General features: G+C 54.7%; 11 protein-coding genes. 8 read left to right on the top strand and 3 right to left on the bottom strand.

Annotated features, from left to right (window positions below; translation table 11 throughout):
* Positions 1-3: 3 nt before the first annotated feature.
* Positions 4-630, top strand: a complete 627-nt coding sequence (locus JXO48_06370; GenBank protein MBN2283497.1) for a hypothetical protein — start codon at positions 4-6, stop codon at positions 628-630.
* A 64-nt stretch (positions 631-694) separates the two neighbouring features.
* On the opposite strand, the gene JXO48_06375 is transcribed toward JXO48_06370, so the two are convergent.
* Positions 695-2,179, bottom strand: a complete 1,485-nt coding sequence (locus tag JXO48_06375) for a diadenylate cyclase (GenBank protein MBN2283498.1) — start codon at positions 2,177-2,179, stop codon at positions 695-697.
* Positions 2,180-2,656: 477 nt separating this feature from the next.
* Here JXO48_06375 and JXO48_06380 point away from each other — a divergent pair, with 477 nt between their 5' ends.
* The 6 genes from JXO48_06380 to JXO48_06405 all read left to right on the top strand — a co-directional run bounded on the left by JXO48_06380 (position 2,657) and on the right by JXO48_06405 (position 14,574).
* Positions 2,657-3,703, top strand: coding sequence for a bifunctional oligoribonuclease/PAP phosphatase NrnA (locus JXO48_06380; GenBank protein ID MBN2283499.1), 1,047 nt, complete (start codon positions 2,657-2,659; stop codon positions 3,701-3,703).
* A gap of 89 nt (positions 3,704-3,792) precedes the next feature.
* The gene (locus JXO48_06385; GenBank protein ID MBN2283500.1) at positions 3,793-5,826 is read left to right on the top strand and encodes a glycogen debranching enzyme family protein; all 2,034 of its coding nucleotides are present in this window, start codon (positions 3,793-3,795) and stop codon (positions 5,824-5,826) included.
* A gap of 11 nt (positions 5,827-5,837) precedes the next feature.
* Entirely contained in the window at positions 5,838-7,109 is a 1,272-nt protein-coding gene (locus JXO48_06390) for a glycosyltransferase family 4 protein (GenBank protein MBN2283501.1), read from the top strand.
* Between the two features lie 179 nt (positions 7,110-7,288).
* Entirely contained in the window at positions 7,289-11,557 is a 4,269-nt protein-coding gene (glgP, locus tag JXO48_06395; protein MBN2283502.1) for an alpha-glucan family phosphorylase, read from the top strand.
* A 13-nt stretch (positions 11,558-11,570) separates the two neighbouring features.
* Positions 11,571-11,756, top strand: coding sequence for an SAP domain-containing protein (locus JXO48_06400; GenBank protein ID MBN2283503.1), 186 nt, complete (start codon positions 11,571-11,573; stop codon positions 11,754-11,756).
* Positions 11,757-11,871: 115 nt separating this feature from the next.
* Positions 11,872-14,574: a glycogen/starch synthase gene (locus JXO48_06405; GenBank protein ID MBN2283504.1), complete on the top strand. Its 2,703-nt coding sequence runs from the start codon at positions 11,872-11,874 to the stop codon at positions 14,572-14,574.
* Between the two features lie 17 nt (positions 14,575-14,591).
* Here JXO48_06405 and JXO48_06410 read toward each other — a convergent pair whose 3' ends face one another.
* Complete coding sequence (locus JXO48_06410; GenBank protein ID MBN2283505.1) at positions 14,592-15,836, bottom strand: glycosyltransferase; 1,245 nt, start codon at positions 15,834-15,836, stop codon at positions 14,592-14,594.
* 119 nt (positions 15,837-15,955) lie between these two features.
* A complete protein-coding gene (locus JXO48_06415) occupies positions 15,956-16,684 on the bottom strand; it encodes a DUF72 domain-containing protein (GenBank protein MBN2283506.1) in 729 nt (242 codons plus the stop codon).
* Between the two features lie 328 nt (positions 16,685-17,012).
* Here JXO48_06415 and JXO48_06420 point away from each other — a divergent pair.
* A partial coding sequence (locus tag JXO48_06420) for a carboxyl transferase (protein ID MBN2283507.1) occupies positions 17,013-17,645 on the top strand: 633 nt, incomplete at its 3' end.

The following is a 17,645-nucleotide window of genomic DNA, read 5'->3' on the forward strand; positions in this document are numbered from 1 at the left end:
GGCGTGAAGCGGAACCGTTCCATGATGCGGTACCTCTCGGTCAGACTTGTGATAACGCTTGTGCTGTTTGCATTGTTCATGCCGGCGGCGGACTGTGATTCTGCCGGTGCGGTGAACGAAAGGGACCACTGGTACCTGACCTGTTACGGCGGGGCCGTTTCGGCCGACACGATCATTGATGTCATGTCGGGAAATGCCGATTACGGTGGGTCATACAACCTGATCGCGGCCGCACTGGGGAGGGAGATCGGTCGTTTCGGCGAACACGTGAGCTTTGAGCTGGAAGGCCAGGCGGTCAAGCACTTCGGCGGCGAAGATTACCTGGAGTTCAACGGCGTCATCGTGGGACGCTGGCAGACCTTCCCCTGGAAGGAGCACGTTAAAACAAGCGTTGCTGTTGGCGAAGGGCTTTCCTATGCCACGGATATCCCGGAAGTTGAGCGCAAAGATCACAATAACGTATCGCGCCTTCTGAATTATCTTTCTTTTGAAACCGCCTTCTCGCTGCCGGAGATACCCCAGTGGAGTCTGATAGTCCGCCTGCATCACCGGTCCGGCGTATTTGGGCTTTTCAAGGGTGTGTACGGTGCCTCCAATGCTCTCTGTGCCGGCATCCGCTATGATTTCTGAAATCTCCGGGGAAAGGCCGCCTGCCGCCCCTTGCCTCATCTCATGTCATGACAGAGCATCATTTTCAGGAAGAGGTTTTTCCCTTTGATTCCTGAACGGGTGGAACCGTTTGGGATTTTTCGAGCTCTATCGTGATCGTCACCGCCGGCTGCTTTCCGTTCGTAAAATCCGAACCCGGGGGCAGGACGAGGCGGGGAGTGAGCTTTGTTGTTTCCGTCAATGAAGAAAGATCGATCGGTTCCGTGAAGACCTTGACCTTCTTTATGTTTTCCTTCTGGGTGATCACTTCCACCGAGGGGGGATCGATCTCGAGTTTCTGGATCTTCAGTCCCCCGGCAAGCTTGCCTTCAGTTTTCAGTTCGACAGGCAACGCGACGCGGATCAGTTGATGGGCCACAAAATTTATCTTGTTCGGTTTTATGTTGACAACCGTGAGGTTCGATGGGTGCTGGATGTTGTCCGTGCGGATCGCCTTGTCCTGGTGTCCCTCGACGATCTCGTTCATGTCAAAGGTTATTTTCAAGGATTCCTTGTTGAGGAGATCAAAGGCCTGCTTGGATCCCATGAGGGTGACCATGGTCTCCTTCGGTTTCTGCTCCTCGACGACCCAGTCGGCGGGCAGGTTCCGGTAGACGATGGGAACGACATAATCACGCTGAATACTCTCGGTCTGATACCCGAAGACCACCCAGAGCCCGCAGGCCAGTATCACGGCGATGGCCTTTTCCCAGGTATTCTCACTGATCCATCGCTGCCAGGCCCGTTTCGGTCCCTTTGGCCGGCGTTCCTGGTAGAAACGCTCCAGGACCTCGGTAATATCCCCGGGATTTTTCAAACGGAGAAGTTCTCCCTCCCGGGCGGCCGAAACGGTCCCCCGCTCTTCGGAGACAACGATGCACAACGCGTCGCATCTTTCCGAGAGCCCGATCGCCGCCGTGTGGCGAAGGCCGATATTGCCCAGCTTTCTTGGATTGATCGACAACGGAAGATGGCAGCCGAAGGTGACGATGCGCCCGTTATCGACGACAGCCGCGCCGTCATGTCCCGGCGAGTGTGGGTCGAAAATACTTTCAAGCAGAGATGCGCTCAGTTTTCCGTCGAGCGGGATCCCGCCCTTCAGATGACGTTCGAGCAGGTCTTTTCCTTTTACCACTATCAGGACGCCCCGGCGGTTCTGTGCAAGCCTGCCGACAACGGTGCTGATGACTTCAGTGTCCTGACCCGGTGCTGCGACGAGTGAACTTCTCCTGACGATTCCCCAGGTGGCCAGACGCTCGAAAAAGCGGCGCAGGTCCTCCTGGAATATAACGATCAGGGCTATGACCAGTATCGTAAAAAACCCCTGGAGCACATATTCGGTCAGGTAGAGGTGAAAAACGCGGGCGGCGGCGTATATGGCGGCAAGGATGACTATTCCGATCAGAACGAATCGTGAAGCCGTTCTCTTGAACCAGACGAGAAGGATATAGGAAAGAACGGCAATGATGGCAATGTCAAAGAGATCGGATATACGCAAATTTTGCAGAAGCTGGATAAAATACGTTTTCATGGCAATGTGTTCTCTTTTCGGACCGCGCTTTATGCTGCCGGCCGCGGCCTGGTGCTTGCCTGACCGGCGGTGACCGGCGTTTCAAGCCTAATATAAGGAACGAATATTTGGCAATATATTTCTTTTATTTCTCCTTGTTTTTTGACGAATTCCGCAAAGTCCGTATGCTGCGCAGGGCTTCAGCTTGTGAAATCGGGATCCGTAATCCGTAATCCGTAATCCGTAATCCATAATCCGTAATCCGTAATCCGTAATCCATAATCCGTAATCCGTAATCCATAATCCGTAATCCGTAATACATCCGTCTTTCTCGCTTAGCGCCTCACGTCCGGCATCCTTTCCTCGATCGCCAACAGCCCCTTGATATTCGATCAATTGTCATGATACTCATACAATACTAATGTGGTCACGGTCAGGGGACGTCACTAACCAGATCAGGTTTTAATCGTATCCTGGCAAAGGAGATGGAACAGGAACATGAAACGGAATGGTCATACTCCCGAAAACCCCGCACACACGTTACTTTCCCTGGCGGGCAGGAAAAAGACGATCCTCGTGATGTGTCACAACAATCCCGATCCGGACACCATTGCCTCGGCGGCCGCCCTGAGGAGCATCTTCATCCAGAGCGGTAATCGGAAAACCATCATCGGTTACGACGGCATCATCGGTCGTGCCGAGAACCGCCAGCTTGTCAAGCGTCTCCGGATAGATATGACGCACGTGAAGGACATCGATTTCACCGACTTCGCCGTGATCGCACTCGTGGACAGCCAGCCCGGAACGGGGAACAATGCGATACCCCGCAGGAACCGTCCCCATATCGTGATCGATCATCACCCGCTCAGGAAAGAAACCACGCGCTGTTCCTTTTATGATGTCCGGCCTCACTACGGGAGTTCTGCGACGATCCTGACCGAGTATTTGCGGGAACTGGACCTCGAGATCGACAAGAGGCTCGCGACGGCCCTTTTGTATGGCCTGAAGACCGATACCTACGGGTTGAGCCGGTCTTCGCTGAAAGCCGACCTGGAGGCATTTAATTTTCTTTTTCCGAAGATCGCCCCCCGCACACTCGCGGCGATTGAGAATCCGAGCGTACCGAAGACCTATTATCTGAAATTCGCCGACACGATAGCCCGCTCGGTACAGTACGGTGACACCGTCATTTCCGATATGGGGATATTGAACAACCCCGACATTACCGCTGAAATGGCGGATTTTCTGCTGCGTATGGAAAATATCAGATGGACCCTCTGCATGGGGGAATATCGTGACGACCTCTATCTTTCGGTGCGGACGTCCCGCCGGGGATGGACGGCCGGCAAGGTCGCCCTCAGGATCGTGGCCGGTTTTGGAACGGGAGGTGGTCACGAAAAAGCGGCCGGGGGAAAAATCCCTCTCAACGGGATGTCACAGGAAGAACGGAACAACGTGGCGAAAAAAGTGACCGAACGGTTCGTTAAGATCGTGGGAGCCGACGGAAAAGAGGCAAGGCCCTTTACAGCTCAAGCATTTCAGTAGAACAACCTGAAAGATCAGTTGCTTCACCGGCCGTGCCGACCCGGCCGATTCTTTTCCGTTTTTCTCTCACGGAGGCGTCAGGGAGTGCAGTGAAACGGTCCGAAGAAACCCGCTCCATGATCGTATTGAGTGCGAGCCAGTGCGCCGATATGGAAGGTGCCCTTCGAAAGGAGTGGCTCGAAACGAACGGCATCGGCGGATATGCGTCGAGTACGATCGTGGAATGTAACACCCGCCGCTATCACGGGCTCCTTGTGTCCAACCTGCCGGAGCGGGGCGGACGGTTCGTGCTCCTTTCCACATTGGAGGACTCCCTGATCCTCGGGGAAAAAGAACACTTCCTCACCACGCACCGGTATCCCGATCTCTTTTTCCCCGGTGACCGCTCCACGCTGGCCGCATTCACCCTTGACCTGCAGCCGCGCTTCACCTACCGGATCGGAGGTGTGGAGATACGAAAGGAACTATTGCTTCTGCACGGCGAGGATACGCTTCTTATCAGGTATGTCATTGATGGCCTCAGGGAATCGGCACGGCTCAAGATACGGCCATTTATCGCTTACCGGAACATTCATGAACTGACCTTCGAGAACGATAACCTGCGCCGTGATGAGGAGGCCTTTGAAAAAGGAAAGATAACGGCACCCTATTATGATATGCCCGCCTTGTTCGTCGATATCGAAGGGCCCGGCTCGATGTGCTCGGAACCTCACTGGTACCTCGATTTCGAATATGGTGAGGAAGAACGGAGGGGATTTCCCTGCAGGGAAGACCTGTTCACGCCGGGATGCCTCGATGTGGGACCAGTTGCCGGAGACCCTCTCATTATCTGTTTTTCGACACTGAAGAAGGGACGGGGTCTCAATGAGGCATGGGAGAATGAAATCCTTCGGAGAAAAAAGGAACTGAACTCATCCCCGGAAGAGCCAATGAAAGATCCCTCCGGGGTGTTGCGAAGGTCGGCACGCCACTTTATCACCGGGACCGCCGGAAATCGAACATCCATCATCGCCGGGTACCACTGGTTTTATGAGTGGGGGAGGGACTCGCTCATCAGCCTTCCGGGGCTCACCTTTCACGCGGGAAGGATCGCTGAGGGCGTGGAGATACTGTCGGGAATCGCGGGTCTGTGTCGGAACGGCCGCGTTGCGAACACCATATCGGAAGCAAAGGGAGACTCCTCCTTCAATTCCGTGGATGCCACGCTCTGGTTCTTCTGGTGCGTTCAGGAACTGATGAGCGTGACCGGTGATCTCGGGCTGGTCAGGGACCGCTTCTGGACCGTGCTCTGCGATATGCTGACAGCATACGCCGTCGGCGGTGAGCACATGAAGGTCATGGACAACGGGCTTCTTGACGTGGGTGATGCTTCGACCCAGTTGACCTGGATGGATGCGACGGTGGGAGGAATTCCCGTGACCCCCCGTCATGGCTGTCCCGTTGAAATCAATGCCCTTTGGTACAATGCCCTGTGCATGATGCGCGGGCTTGCTCTTCAGTACGGCATGGAAATTCCCGGGATCGATATCGAGCGCCTTTGTGGAAAGGTAAAACGATCGATACAGGAGCTGTTCTGGATTCCCTCGGAACGATACCTTGCCGATGTCTGGCTGCCCGGTGAAAAAAGAAGGGATGGATCGATTCGTCCCAACCAGATATTCGCGGTTTCACTTCCCCACTCGGCCCTCGACCCTGAGCAGAGGAGGGCAGTTGTTAAGATCGTTACGGAACGACTGCTGACGCCCTGTGGATTGAGGACCCTCGATCCGGCCGACCCGCGATATTGCGGAGAATACCGGGGAGGGCCGGAGGAGCGCGACCGGGCCTACCACCAGGGGACGGTCTGGCCCTGGCTTCTCGGGCATTACGGAGAGGCGCTCCTTTCCGTATCGGACGATCATGATACGGTGCGGAACACACTGATGCCGGTCCTGCAGTATCTTGAGGAACATCTTCTCCATGCGGGTCTCGGACACATCTCGGAAGTGTTTGACGGGGAGCCTCCTCACAGGCCGGGGGGGTGCATCGCCCAGGCATGGAGCACCGCCGAGGTCATCCGCTTGACGGCCCTTCTTAATAAACGGGGGGTCCTGCGGCACTTCGGCCGGAATACAGATGGTTGAAAGGAAATGGGATGAACGTATTAATGTTCGGATGGGAATTCCCTCCCCGGGTCAGTGGCGGGCTGGGTACCGCCTGTTCCGGTCTTGTCCGGGGGCTTGCGGAGAACAACGTTTCCGTGACGCTGGTGGTGCCGCGGTCCGCGCGGTATGACACGGATCCCCGTGTTGAGATCATCGATCCGCGGACCTGGCACTCGAAGCGGACCCGTGAAGATGGTGAAATGCTTCGAATTCGACAGGTCCAGGCGTTTCTCCATCCCTATATGGACGAAGAGGATTATCGAGCCGCGGAAAACGTCGCGCCCGATTCTTCAACGGGGGAAGCTACGGACATCAACGATGGCGATGAAACAGCCCTTTACGGCCCCACCCTGTACGAAGAGGTGTTTCGCTATGCCGGGATGGCCCGTGAAATAGCACGTCAGGAACGGTTTGATGTGATACATGCCCACGACTGGATGACGGTTCCCGCCGCGATGGAAGCACGTAACGTGTCGGGCAGATCCTTCGTTCTTCACATGCACTCCCTCGAATCGGATCGGAGCGGTTACCGTATGAACGAACGCATTTTCGCCATGGAACGGGCCGGGCTGACATCAGCGGATTTTGTCATAGCCGTCAGTCATTACACGAAACAGAAAATAATGGAACAATACGGGATCGAAGAAGACAGGATCGGGGTTGTCCATAACGCCGTATCCAGGCGGGAGCGTCTGGAAGGGCTTCACATGGAAAAGGACGGATCGAAACGGTACGTGCTTTTTCTTGGGAGAATGACACGCCAGAAGGGACCACGCTATTTTATAGAAGCGGCACGACGTGTTATCAATATGTCCCCGGATATCCATTTCATCATGGTCGGTTCCGGCGACCTTTTACAGCCGATGAAAGAAGAGGTTGCCCGGAACGGCATCGCCGATAACATTCATTTCACCGGTTTTCTCGAGGGCCGTGACCTGGAGGTGGCCTATGCGATAAGTGATCTGTATGTCATGCCCAGCGTGTCAGAACCTTTCGGCATCACGGCGCTGGAGGCGATCACCTATGATGTGCCCGTCATTGTGTCATCGCGATCGGGGGTCTGTGAGGTGCTGCCGCACTGCGAGACCGTCGATTTCTGGAATACCGATGAAATTGCCGGCAAGATATGGGAGATCCTGAGTGACCGGCGTCGATATGATGAACTGATCGCCAAAGGCAGAGAAGCCTTAAAGGACATCAGTTGGAACGTGGCGGCGCGAAAGGTCATTGATATCTACAAGGCCGTGATGGAACAACAGTGACAAGGCGATGGAGCGTGAGGCGTGAAGCGTGAGGGGGAAATTCCGAAATATAAATACTGGAAAGTCGGCAAACTTCGCGCGTATAATACAAGCTTTACAGGTTCTTCCCGAAGGGAGGGACGGCGGTCCCGGGGGATTGATGCGAGAGGCCGCACAATTAAGGTGGGTCGAGCGGGTATATGAACGAAAATTTTGAGAAGACATATGTTTTCGAAGCAAGCTGGGAAGTATGCAACAAGGTCGGCGGTATCAACACGGTTGTCAAGACTAAGATACGGTATGCCGTCGAAGGGTTCCAGGACCGCTATTTCCTGATCGGTCCCGACATCGGTCATAATCCGGAATTTCAGGAACGGAATGAGGAGTTGTGGGACCGCATACGACCGGAACTGGAGCGGCGAAACCTGCGGTGCCGTTTCGGCCGATGGGATGTGCCGGGCAATCCACGGGTGATCCTGGTCAATCATAACAACAAATATGAACCTGATAAACTTCTCTTTCAGCTCTGGCAGGACTTCGGTGTCGATTCCATGGCGGGTGGCTGGGACTATATAGAACCGGTCATCTTCAGCACGGCCTATGGGGAAGTGATCGAGGTGCTGTACCGGACGGTCGTGAGCGAAGATGAGAGTGCCATAGCCCAGTTTCATGAGTGGATGAGCGCGGCCGGCATGCTCTATCTGAAAAAACAGGTTCCGGAGATAGCAACGGTTTTTACCTCTCATGCCACGATGCTGGGCCGGGCCCTTTCCGCGCGTGGGATAGACATTTATTCAAAATTTGCCGAGATAATACCGCAGGAAACGGCGGCAAAGGTACACGTAGCGGCGAAGCATTCTATGGAAACGGTGGCCGCCCGGGAAAGTGATTGTTTCACAACGGTCAGCGAGATCACGGCCAGGGAATCGTCCTATTTTCTGAATAGAAGGCCGCGGGTTGTTCTGCCCAACGGGATAAATATAGAGGATATTCCCGATTATTCCCGGGGGGGTGAACCGGTCGCCGGGATACGGGACCGGCTCATAGGTTTCGCCCGTCTGTTCCTCCAGGACGACGGACTGCCGGAAAACACGAAGTTTCTCATTATCTCGGGAAGGTACGAATTCCACAATAAGGGTATCGATCTGTTTCTCGAAACGATGGCGCGAATTAATGAAGAACTGAAAGAATTCCGGAGCGGGGTTCGCGTCGTGGTCCTTCTCTGCATTATCGGGGGTCATTTCGGCGTATCAAAGGATGTTCAGCATGTCATGCAGGGTGAACCTCTTCAGCTTTCAGGGATCGCGAAAATATGCACTCATCAGTTGCAGGAACCCCAGCGGGACCCCATCTGGAACAAGTGCAAAGAGTTGAACCTCTTGAATGATGCCGGTGATCCCGTCAATGTCGTGTTCATGCCCGTTTATCTCGACGGGTTCGACGGACTCCTGAACATGACCTACTTTGAGGTGATAACCGGTTGCGACCTCTGTGCCTTTCCTTCCTATTATGAGCCATGGGGATATACGCCGCTCGAGGGGGCCGCCTTTTCGGTACCTACAGTGACGACCGATCTCAGCGGGTTCGGCATGTGGATCATCAGGGAATTCGGTCCCGATGAGGGAGGGGTTTTCCTGCTCAAGCGCAATGAAAAGACCTATGAAGACATCCGGAAGTCCTTCGTCGAGTTGGTACGGGACTACCTGAACTTTTCTTCCGGTCAGGTCCAGGAACAGAAGATGCGGGCTCGTTACATCGCGGAACGGGCATCCTGGGAAAACTTCTATCCCTTCTACCTGCAGGCTTACCGAATGGCGCTGAGAAATGCCGGCGATCGCATGTTTTCTCTTGACACAAGCGCATACAGCCGTGAGGTCTCCTATGCCGGGACCGATTCGATGCATCCCCGGTTCAGGCAGTTCAGCGTCTCCGCTGAAATTCCCAAAAAGATAGGAATGCTGCGCGACCTTGCCTATAATCTGCTGTGGACATGGAACGAGGAAGTGCGCGACCTTTTTTTACGTCTTGATCCCGACCTGTGGGAACAGGTCGATCACAATCCTGTTGAAATGCTCGAGCGGATCAGCCAGGAACGTCTCCGTGAGATAGCGGAAGAACCTGAATACCAGGAACATTACAAGAAGGTCGTTTCAACGGTACAGGACCTTCTCAGTGAAGGCGTGTCGGAATTTGAAGAACGGCCCGCCTTGTCCGTGGAGCGCCCTGTCGCCTATTTTTCGACGGAGTATGGACTTCACGAGATACTGCCCATTTATTCAGGCGGTCTGGGTATCCTGTCGGCGGATCACCTGAAATCGGCAAGCAACCTGAATGTTCCCATGGTGGGGATCGGTCTCCTTTATAAGAACGGCTATTTCACTCAGCAGATCGATCGGGAGGGGAGGCAGATCACCTTTTACCCTGAAAATGATTTTTCGCGTCTGCCGGTCCGCATCGTTGAGAAGAAAAAAGGAGAACCGCTCAGGATTGCCGTGGACCTGCCGGGACGACAGCTGTTTGCCCAGGTCTGGAAGGTCATGGTAGGCAGGGTGCCGCTCTACCTTCTTGACACGGCCGTGCCGGAAAACAGCAGCCAGGACCGGGAAATCACCTCTCGTCTCTACGGGGCGGACCAGCGGCTGCGGATAGAGCAGGAGATCATGCTCGGTATCGGCGGCATTCGACTTCTCGAGGCACTCGACATACAACCCGCTCTCTTCCATCTCAACGAGGGACACAGCGCCTTTCTCCTGCTCGAGCGGATACGTCAGTATATGAAGGTTCGAGGACTTACCTTTTATGAGGCCCGAGAAATGGTCAAAGCCACATCGCTCTTTACGACCCACAGCCCTGTCGAGGCGGCCAACGAGCGGTTTGACGAATCCCTCATGAAACATTATTTTTCAGCCTTTGTGCAGCAACTGGGCATATCCTGGGAAACATTCTGGGAATTGGGCAGGGAGGAACCGGGAGAAGAGAAACCGTTCATGATGCCCGTTCTTGCTTTCAAGCTTTGTTGCGCGGCGAATGCCGTGAGCAGGCTTCACGGACAGGTAGCCCGGAACATGTGGCAGAATGTATGGTCAGGCTTTGATCAGGGTGAGGTCCCTATCCAATCGATAACGAATGGAATCCACCTGCAGTCATGGATCGCCGATGAGATGAAGCGACTCTACCGGGAACAGGCGGGTATAGAATGCAATGGACATGATATCGACAGGGAGCCCTGGGACCGGGTGGAGCAGATCCCCGATCGTCTTTTCTGGGAAACACATCGGGAACTCAAGTCACGAATGGTGGATTATTGCCGGGATATAATGACCCGAAATTTCGAGAGACAGGGACTTTCGCCAGCAGTGATCAAGAAAAAAATGACCGCCATTGATGCCGATGCCCTCATCATCGGATTTGGAAGAAGATTCGCCGCCTACAAACGGGCGGCCCTGGTATTTTCAGATCCCGAACGGTTGTCGCGGATCATCAATTCCTTTGATAAACCGGTAAAGATTATTTTTGCCGGAAAGGCACATCCGAACGATGAAGAAGGAAAGGGAATATTAAAAACCGTCTATGACATGACCAGAGATGAACGGTTTCTGGAAAGCGTGTTCTTCCTTGAAAACTACGATATTGAGACGGCGAAGCGTCTGCTTCAGGGGGTTGACCTTTGGTTGAACGTCCCGGTCAGGCCGCTGGAAGCGAGCGGTACGAGCGGAATGAAAGGGATCATCAACGGCGTGTTGAATTTCAGTGTCCTCGACGGGTGGTGGGATGAGGCCTATGACGGAGAGAACGGCTGGGCGATCGGAGACGGCAGTGAGTACGCAAACCGGGAAATGCAGGACCTCATAGACAGCCGGAGCCTTTACGATGTTCTTGAATATGAGATAATCCCCGCTTATTACACGCGAGATGACGATGATGTCCCCCGTGAGTGGGTTGCGGCAATGAAACGGTCCGTCAAGTCTCTGGTGCCACGATACAACACGCACCGGATGCTCCGCGAGTATTACGAACGGATGTATCTACCCGTGGCGCGAAGAGCCCAGACGCTTTCCGGCAATAATTATGAACGCGTCAAGCTTCTGACCGACTGGAAACTGAAGATCGCATCGCGGTTTTCCACGGTACATGTGAAGTGGCTGACCGTGCGCGGGCTCAGGGGTGATTCTCTTCGCGTCGGAGACCGCTTTGAAATAGAGATGGGTCTCGATATGGGGAAGCTGTCAGGTGACGAGATCAGGGCCGAGATCATCATTGAACGTTCAAACGGCCGGGATCGGACCGAACAGGAACTGGTGGTGGTACCCATGAACTTGACACGCCACGATACGGAGAAAAATGAAGCCCTGTATGCGGGCGTATATGAAGCCACGGTTCCCGGTAGATTTGTGTATGGTGTCAGGGTCCTGCCCGATCACCCGCAGCTTCTGCTCTACCAGGAACTCGGCCTTGTCCACTGGGCATGAGGGAGGTAACGGAATGAAGATGAACGAAGTTCGAGCGATCGCGAAGAAGTGGGGGGTCGATACACGGGTCGGCCGGACAAAAAAGGATATCATACGCGACATACAGATACGGGAGGGATTCGAGCCCTGCTATCAAACAAAAAGCGAATGCGGAGAAATGCACTGTCTCTGGCGTCAGGATTGCCTGAAACATCCATAAAGCGATCGGATGGAGGTTCGCGATTCAAGCGGTACGGAATATCTTTCAACGGCTGCTTCAAAATGGACCTGCCCTCGGATGACGGCCCGGGAACGGTCAACAAGGAATATCGGTCATGCCTCTTTTGACACTCTATTTTCAGCTTCATCAACCCTTCAGGCTTCATCCCGACAGGGACAAGTTTCTGTGGAACGACGTAAACCGGGATATTTTTCTGAAGGTATCGGAAAAATGCTATCTTCCGGCCCTGACCATGTTCAAGGAACTTGTTGCCGGCCATGATTCATTCAAAATAACGCTGAGCATGTCGGGGACCTTTCTTGAACAGGCCGAGACGTTCCGGCCGGAGGTGATCACCGCACTGCAGGAACTGCTCGATGCGGGGGCCGGACGGTCCCAGGTGGAGTATCTTGATGAAACGTATTACCATTCCCTTACAAGCCTCTTTTCCGATCCCCAGAAACTGGAATTCCGTGATCAGGTGTCACTGCATCGCGACGGAATGCGGAAATTCTTCGGCATCCAGCCGAGTTCCTTCAGAAATACCGAATTGATGTACAATAACAACATCGCCGACACCGTGGCGGACATGGGGTACCGGGCCATTCTCTGTGAACGGCGGGATGATATGTATGGGAGTGACGGAAAAACGGTTTCCCCGAACGCCGTTTTCCGGGCGAAGGGAAGCGACCTGATCGTGATCCCCCGGAATCGTGAATTGAGCGATGATGTCGCTTTCCGTTTCCCCCATACCCCTGTCGCGCCGGAAGTATACGCAGAGAATATTTCCCGGATAGACGGCGAGGTGGTCCTGTTGGGATATGACTTCGAGCATATCGGGGAACACATCTGGAAGGACAAGGGCATCTTTGAGTTCTGGAGGGGTCTGCCGGCTGCTCTGACCGGTCATGAAAGCATAGTCATGGCAAACCCCACGGAGATCGCCGATCGCTTTACAGGTTCCGAGTGCCCCGTCGTGGACATCCCCGGCCTTTCCACTTCTTCCTGGGCCGATGAGGGCCGGGACACTTTCGGATGGCTCGGGACCATGACCCAGTATGAGCTGTTCAGGGATATAGAAAGACTGGAGGAACGGGCGCGGCGGACCGGCGGTGAACTTCTCACGCAGTGGCGCCATCTCACCACGTCGGACCAGGTGTATTTCCTTCACGAGCGGTTTGGTGAGGACCATGCCGTTCACTCCTATTTCAACCCTTACGGGGGGTCCATCACGCAGGCGGCTCATATCCTGACCCGAAAGATCGATTTCTTCGATGTGGCGCTGGCGCGGTTCGAGATCCTCAAGAAAAGCGAACGCACCGCCGTACTTATTATTGCGCCCGAAACGGGGCGGCTGCCCGACAGGATGGGGGCGCTTGCCCGATACATATCGGGGAAAAGCGGCGGTCTGGGTGAGGTCGTGTCCGCCCTGTGCGAAGGGCTCATGGAGAGAAATATCGATGTCCACCTGACGACCCTCAATCTCAAAAAACGGTTTCAGCGGGAGTCCAATCTTGATGAATATGGATGGCGGGAAATACGTTACAAGATCGACTCTGACAACATTCATCTGGTGAGCTCGGCCGTTTTTGCCGATCTGACCGGGGCGTACGCGGGGGATCCCCGGTTGAACGCGGCCGAATTCCAGAAGGAAGTGGTGAACAATGTCATTAAATCCGTCCGGGCGGCCAGCAGGGGAGACATGATCGTTCACAGCCATGACTGGATGGCCGGCGGCGGGATAGCGGCATACGTAAATGCCCGGGGCATACCGCTCCTGCACACGGTTCACAATAGTTTCACGGGGCACGTCCCCGTCGACATGTTCTTCGGTATCGATATCGACGAGTTGTCTCAATTTCTCTACTACTCCGAGGAATACGGCGTGCGGTGCATAGACTGCCAGGCGACGGCGATCAAGAACGCGAACCTTATCAATTTCGTGGGGCAGCGGTTTCTTGAGGAGATCGTGAACGATTACTTCATGGACAGGCATATTATTCCGTCCAGCGTTCGGCAGGAGGTAAAGGAAAAATATTATTTCGGTTCGGCCCTGTCCATTATCAACGCCCCGTCCAGGGCGATGTTCCCCGAACACTGTGAGTACCTGCTCCGGAACTACGGACCCGACGATGATATCCTGGCGGCAAAGGCTGAAAACCGCATGGAATTTCAGAAACGCATAGGATTGAACGTGGACCCCGGGGCGATCCTGTTCTACTGGCCCTCGCGGCTCGATTCCCTTCAAAAGGGAGTGGAGCTCCTTGAGGACATCCTGTTGCGGTTCGCCATAGAACATGGTGACGTGCAGTTTGCCATCGTATCCGACGGTGTCGGCGGTGATCGGGCCCACGAGGAGATCATCGGAAGGATCGCCTGGGCTTCGGGAGGAAAGATCGCCTTCCACAACTATGATGAACCCCTGTCAATGCTCGGTTTTGCGGCGGCAAGTGATGTGTTCGGAGCTTCACTGTACGAACCGTGCGGGCAGATCGACCAGGTGGGCAATCTCTTCGGGGCTACGGCGACCAACCGCGATACAGGCGGATATCACGACAAGATCCGTGAACTGCGCCTGAAGCGGGATGGGGCCCCCAAGGATGTGGGGAACGGATTTCTCTTTCGTGATTATGATTCCGGAGGGCTATGGTACGGGTTGGAAAAAAGCGTGTCCTTCCACCGGCTGCCGCCGGAGGTGAGAGAGGGCCAGATGAAACGGATCATGCGGGAGACCCGCGACACCTATGATCTCGAAAAGATGATCGCCGAATACATCAGAGCCTATGAACGGCTCAACGGCGGGAAACCGCTCGCATAGAAGAAAGCCGGACACCCTCATTTCTTTACGCCTCCGTCCCATACCTCGATGAGATAGTCCTTGTATTCCTCGAACTTCCGTGCCTGATCCTCAACGAGGGATTCCGCTTCCTGGGAGGACATGTTCCAGCTCTGCTTGACGAAGGATGCCACGCGACAGTAATAGAGGGGTGTCATGAGGTCGATCAGTTTGTATCGGTTGGCGCTCCAGGTATGAAAGGTGGCGGCCAGTTCATAGAGCATGCGGGCCCATGCCTCAGTGGGAATGTGAAAGGAGGCCCGGTTCATTTTCGAGGCCCGCTTGACGTGTTCGAAACTGTCGGCACTGAAAATGTCCTGCCAGAGAACGGAGAACTGTTTGTAGCCGATCTTGAAGTGTTCGATGATACCATCAAGGTTTACGGTAACCGGCTCCGGCTCCATAATGCCCTGGTATCCCGATATCTCGACGGCTTCGCTTCCCCGGACGTTTTTCCAGTAGGTCTCATTTTTTTCCATGAGGGTAAAGACGGTCCAGAGCACCTGCCGGAACATGGGACCCAGGTGCTGCCCGGGGTCCTTGGCATCGTGGATCTTCACGCCGAGGTTCGATTGACAGATCCTGAACCCCCCGGTTATCGCGTTCGTGGTCATCCAGATGTCTATCCCGTATCGGGCGACATCGGTGTCCCACACGTCCTGATCGACATAATATTTGATCAGGTTCCTGGAGAGTGAAAAATCGCCGCCGATGGGCTGACGGATCCGCTTTCCATAGAGCGACCGGGTCAGGTTGTACACGATGTTGTTGGTTATGGTTCCGTCGTATTTGTGGCGGATGTACACGGGAGCGACGAAATCAAAATCTTTTGCGAGAACCGGGTCGATGAGGTACCGGATCCAGTCGGGGGTTATGCTTCGCAGGTCGGAGTCAACGACGGCGCAGGCCTTTATTCCGAGACGGTTCGCTGATTCGAAGACCGACCGCAGTGCCGTGCCTTTGCCACCCGGGCCGCGGTAAATGGAAATGATCTTCTCCTGCCAGGGCTTTATCTGAAATTCCTTTGCCACCTCACGTGTGTCGTCGGTGGAACCCCCGTCGGCGATGAGGATAACGCTTCGCCGGTCCTTGTAATGTTTTGCGAGGCCATGGGTCACCATCTGTATGACGTGTTCGATGGTAGTCTCGTTGTTGTAACAGGGGATACCGACGAGGATGTCGGCGGATTCGATCTCTTCAAGCCGCTTGGCCCCGTAGGTACGCAGCGCCGTATTGTAGTGCATGGTTCACGTCCCTTCGTTGATGTTGATACGTATTGTAACACAATTTCTCGAAAAAAGGCATTGCCGCCATGGCGGTCGCTCAAGGACACATGCCGAGTGAGCACACGAATCCTCCATGTTCACTGAGGTGGTGAAAGCAGGGCCCGGAGCTGTTCGGCGTTCTTCGGTGCCCGTCCCTCAAAATCATTGTCAAAGTATACATACACGTCACCCTTGAAATCCGTTATTATCCGCGCCCATTCTTCCAGCTCCCCCCGGTCATATTCGGAAACATAGAGGTGCGTGGAGCCATGGAGCCGGATGTAAAGGAAATCCGCCGTCTCCGCGATAAGAAAAGGGTATCGGCCGGCCGTATCGGCGATGCACAGGGCGATGTTGTTATCGTCCATGATCGAAAGGGCCTCGTCGCTGAGCCAGCTCTGGTGCCTTACCTCGATGACATGACGCAGGGCGGGGTCCAGACGGCCGCAGAATTCGGAAAAACGTGATGGGTCGAAGCGCAGGGAAGGTGGTAACTGAATGAGCAGGGGGCCGAGCTTTTCCCGGAATCCCTCGACGGCGGAATAGAAGCGCTCAAGCGGTTCCTCGACGTTCAGCAGCTTTTTGATGTGTGTGATATAGCGGCTTGCCTTGACCGACCAGATAAAATCTCCCGGTGTCTGTTCATACCAGGCAGTGAAGGCGGTGATCCCGGGAAGTCGATAGAAGGACGCGTTCAACTCGACCGTGGTGAACCGCGACGCATAAAAAGTGAGCCACCGCGATTGCGGGAGGCTGAGGGGATAAAAGACACCTCGCCAATGCCGGTAATTCCAGCCCGAAGTGCCGATGAGTATTCCTCGCGACATGACGTCATTATAGAGAGTATCGGGTACGTGGTCAAATTAACAGTGGTAAAGCGACAAAGTGGCAAAGTGCAAAGTGGCAAAGCGACAGAGTGAAAAACATGAATTATCCACGATTCGCGAATCCCGAAAAGTCTTTTGACAATTCCCACCCCTCTCTGTTACAAGAGTGTTCAATTCCTTTCAATAATCCGTATTGTGCACAGAGCATGAACTCTCTTAACGGTCCGGGCACTGCCGGGTATCCGTGAGGATGTCACTGTTCAGCGGTATCGGAGGGCGGCGCTTGTGCCGACCGTGTCACCATGATCACATGCGGGAGAATCGCTATATGTCGTTTGGTGAAGAGCTCAAAGAGCTTGAACAGCGAAAAGAAAAGGCCCGGGAAATGGGCGGCGCGGCTCGTGTCGGTCGCCGGCACGAACAGGGAAAACTGACCGCCCGCGAATGGATCGAAGCTCTCCTTGACGGGGACACGTTCCTGGAACTGGGCCTGCTGGCCTGTTCGGACCGGCCCGGAATGGAAGAGACAACACCTGCCGACGGCATCATTACGGGCTACGGCCGCATCGGGGGGAAACACGTAGGGATCATTGCCAATGATTTTACCGTTCTGGCATCCAGTAACGCCCGCATTTACTCAAAGAAGGCCGAAAAGCTGCGAAGGCAGTCATCGGAGCTCGGATTTCCACTGATATGGCTTGGAGAATCCGGCGGTGGTCGTGTTCCCGACATACAGGGCGCCCGGGGCATCGTTTCGCTGATCTGCGGTGATGACCGGTCGGTCTTTTCCCAGTACAGCCACATCCGGAACACGCCATGGATAACGGCCGTCATGGGGCAGTGCACCGGTGTGCCCACTTGGCAATGCTGCCTGTCCGATTTTGTTGTTCAGGTGAAGGGGAGCACGCTTTCCGTTGCGGGGGCGCGAGCGCTTCAGAAGGCTATTGGGGCGACCTATACG

This window comes from Deltaproteobacteria bacterium (genome assembly GCA_016933965.1).
Lineage (GTDB): Bacteria > Desulfobacterota > Syntrophia > Syntrophales > UBA2210 > JAFGTS01.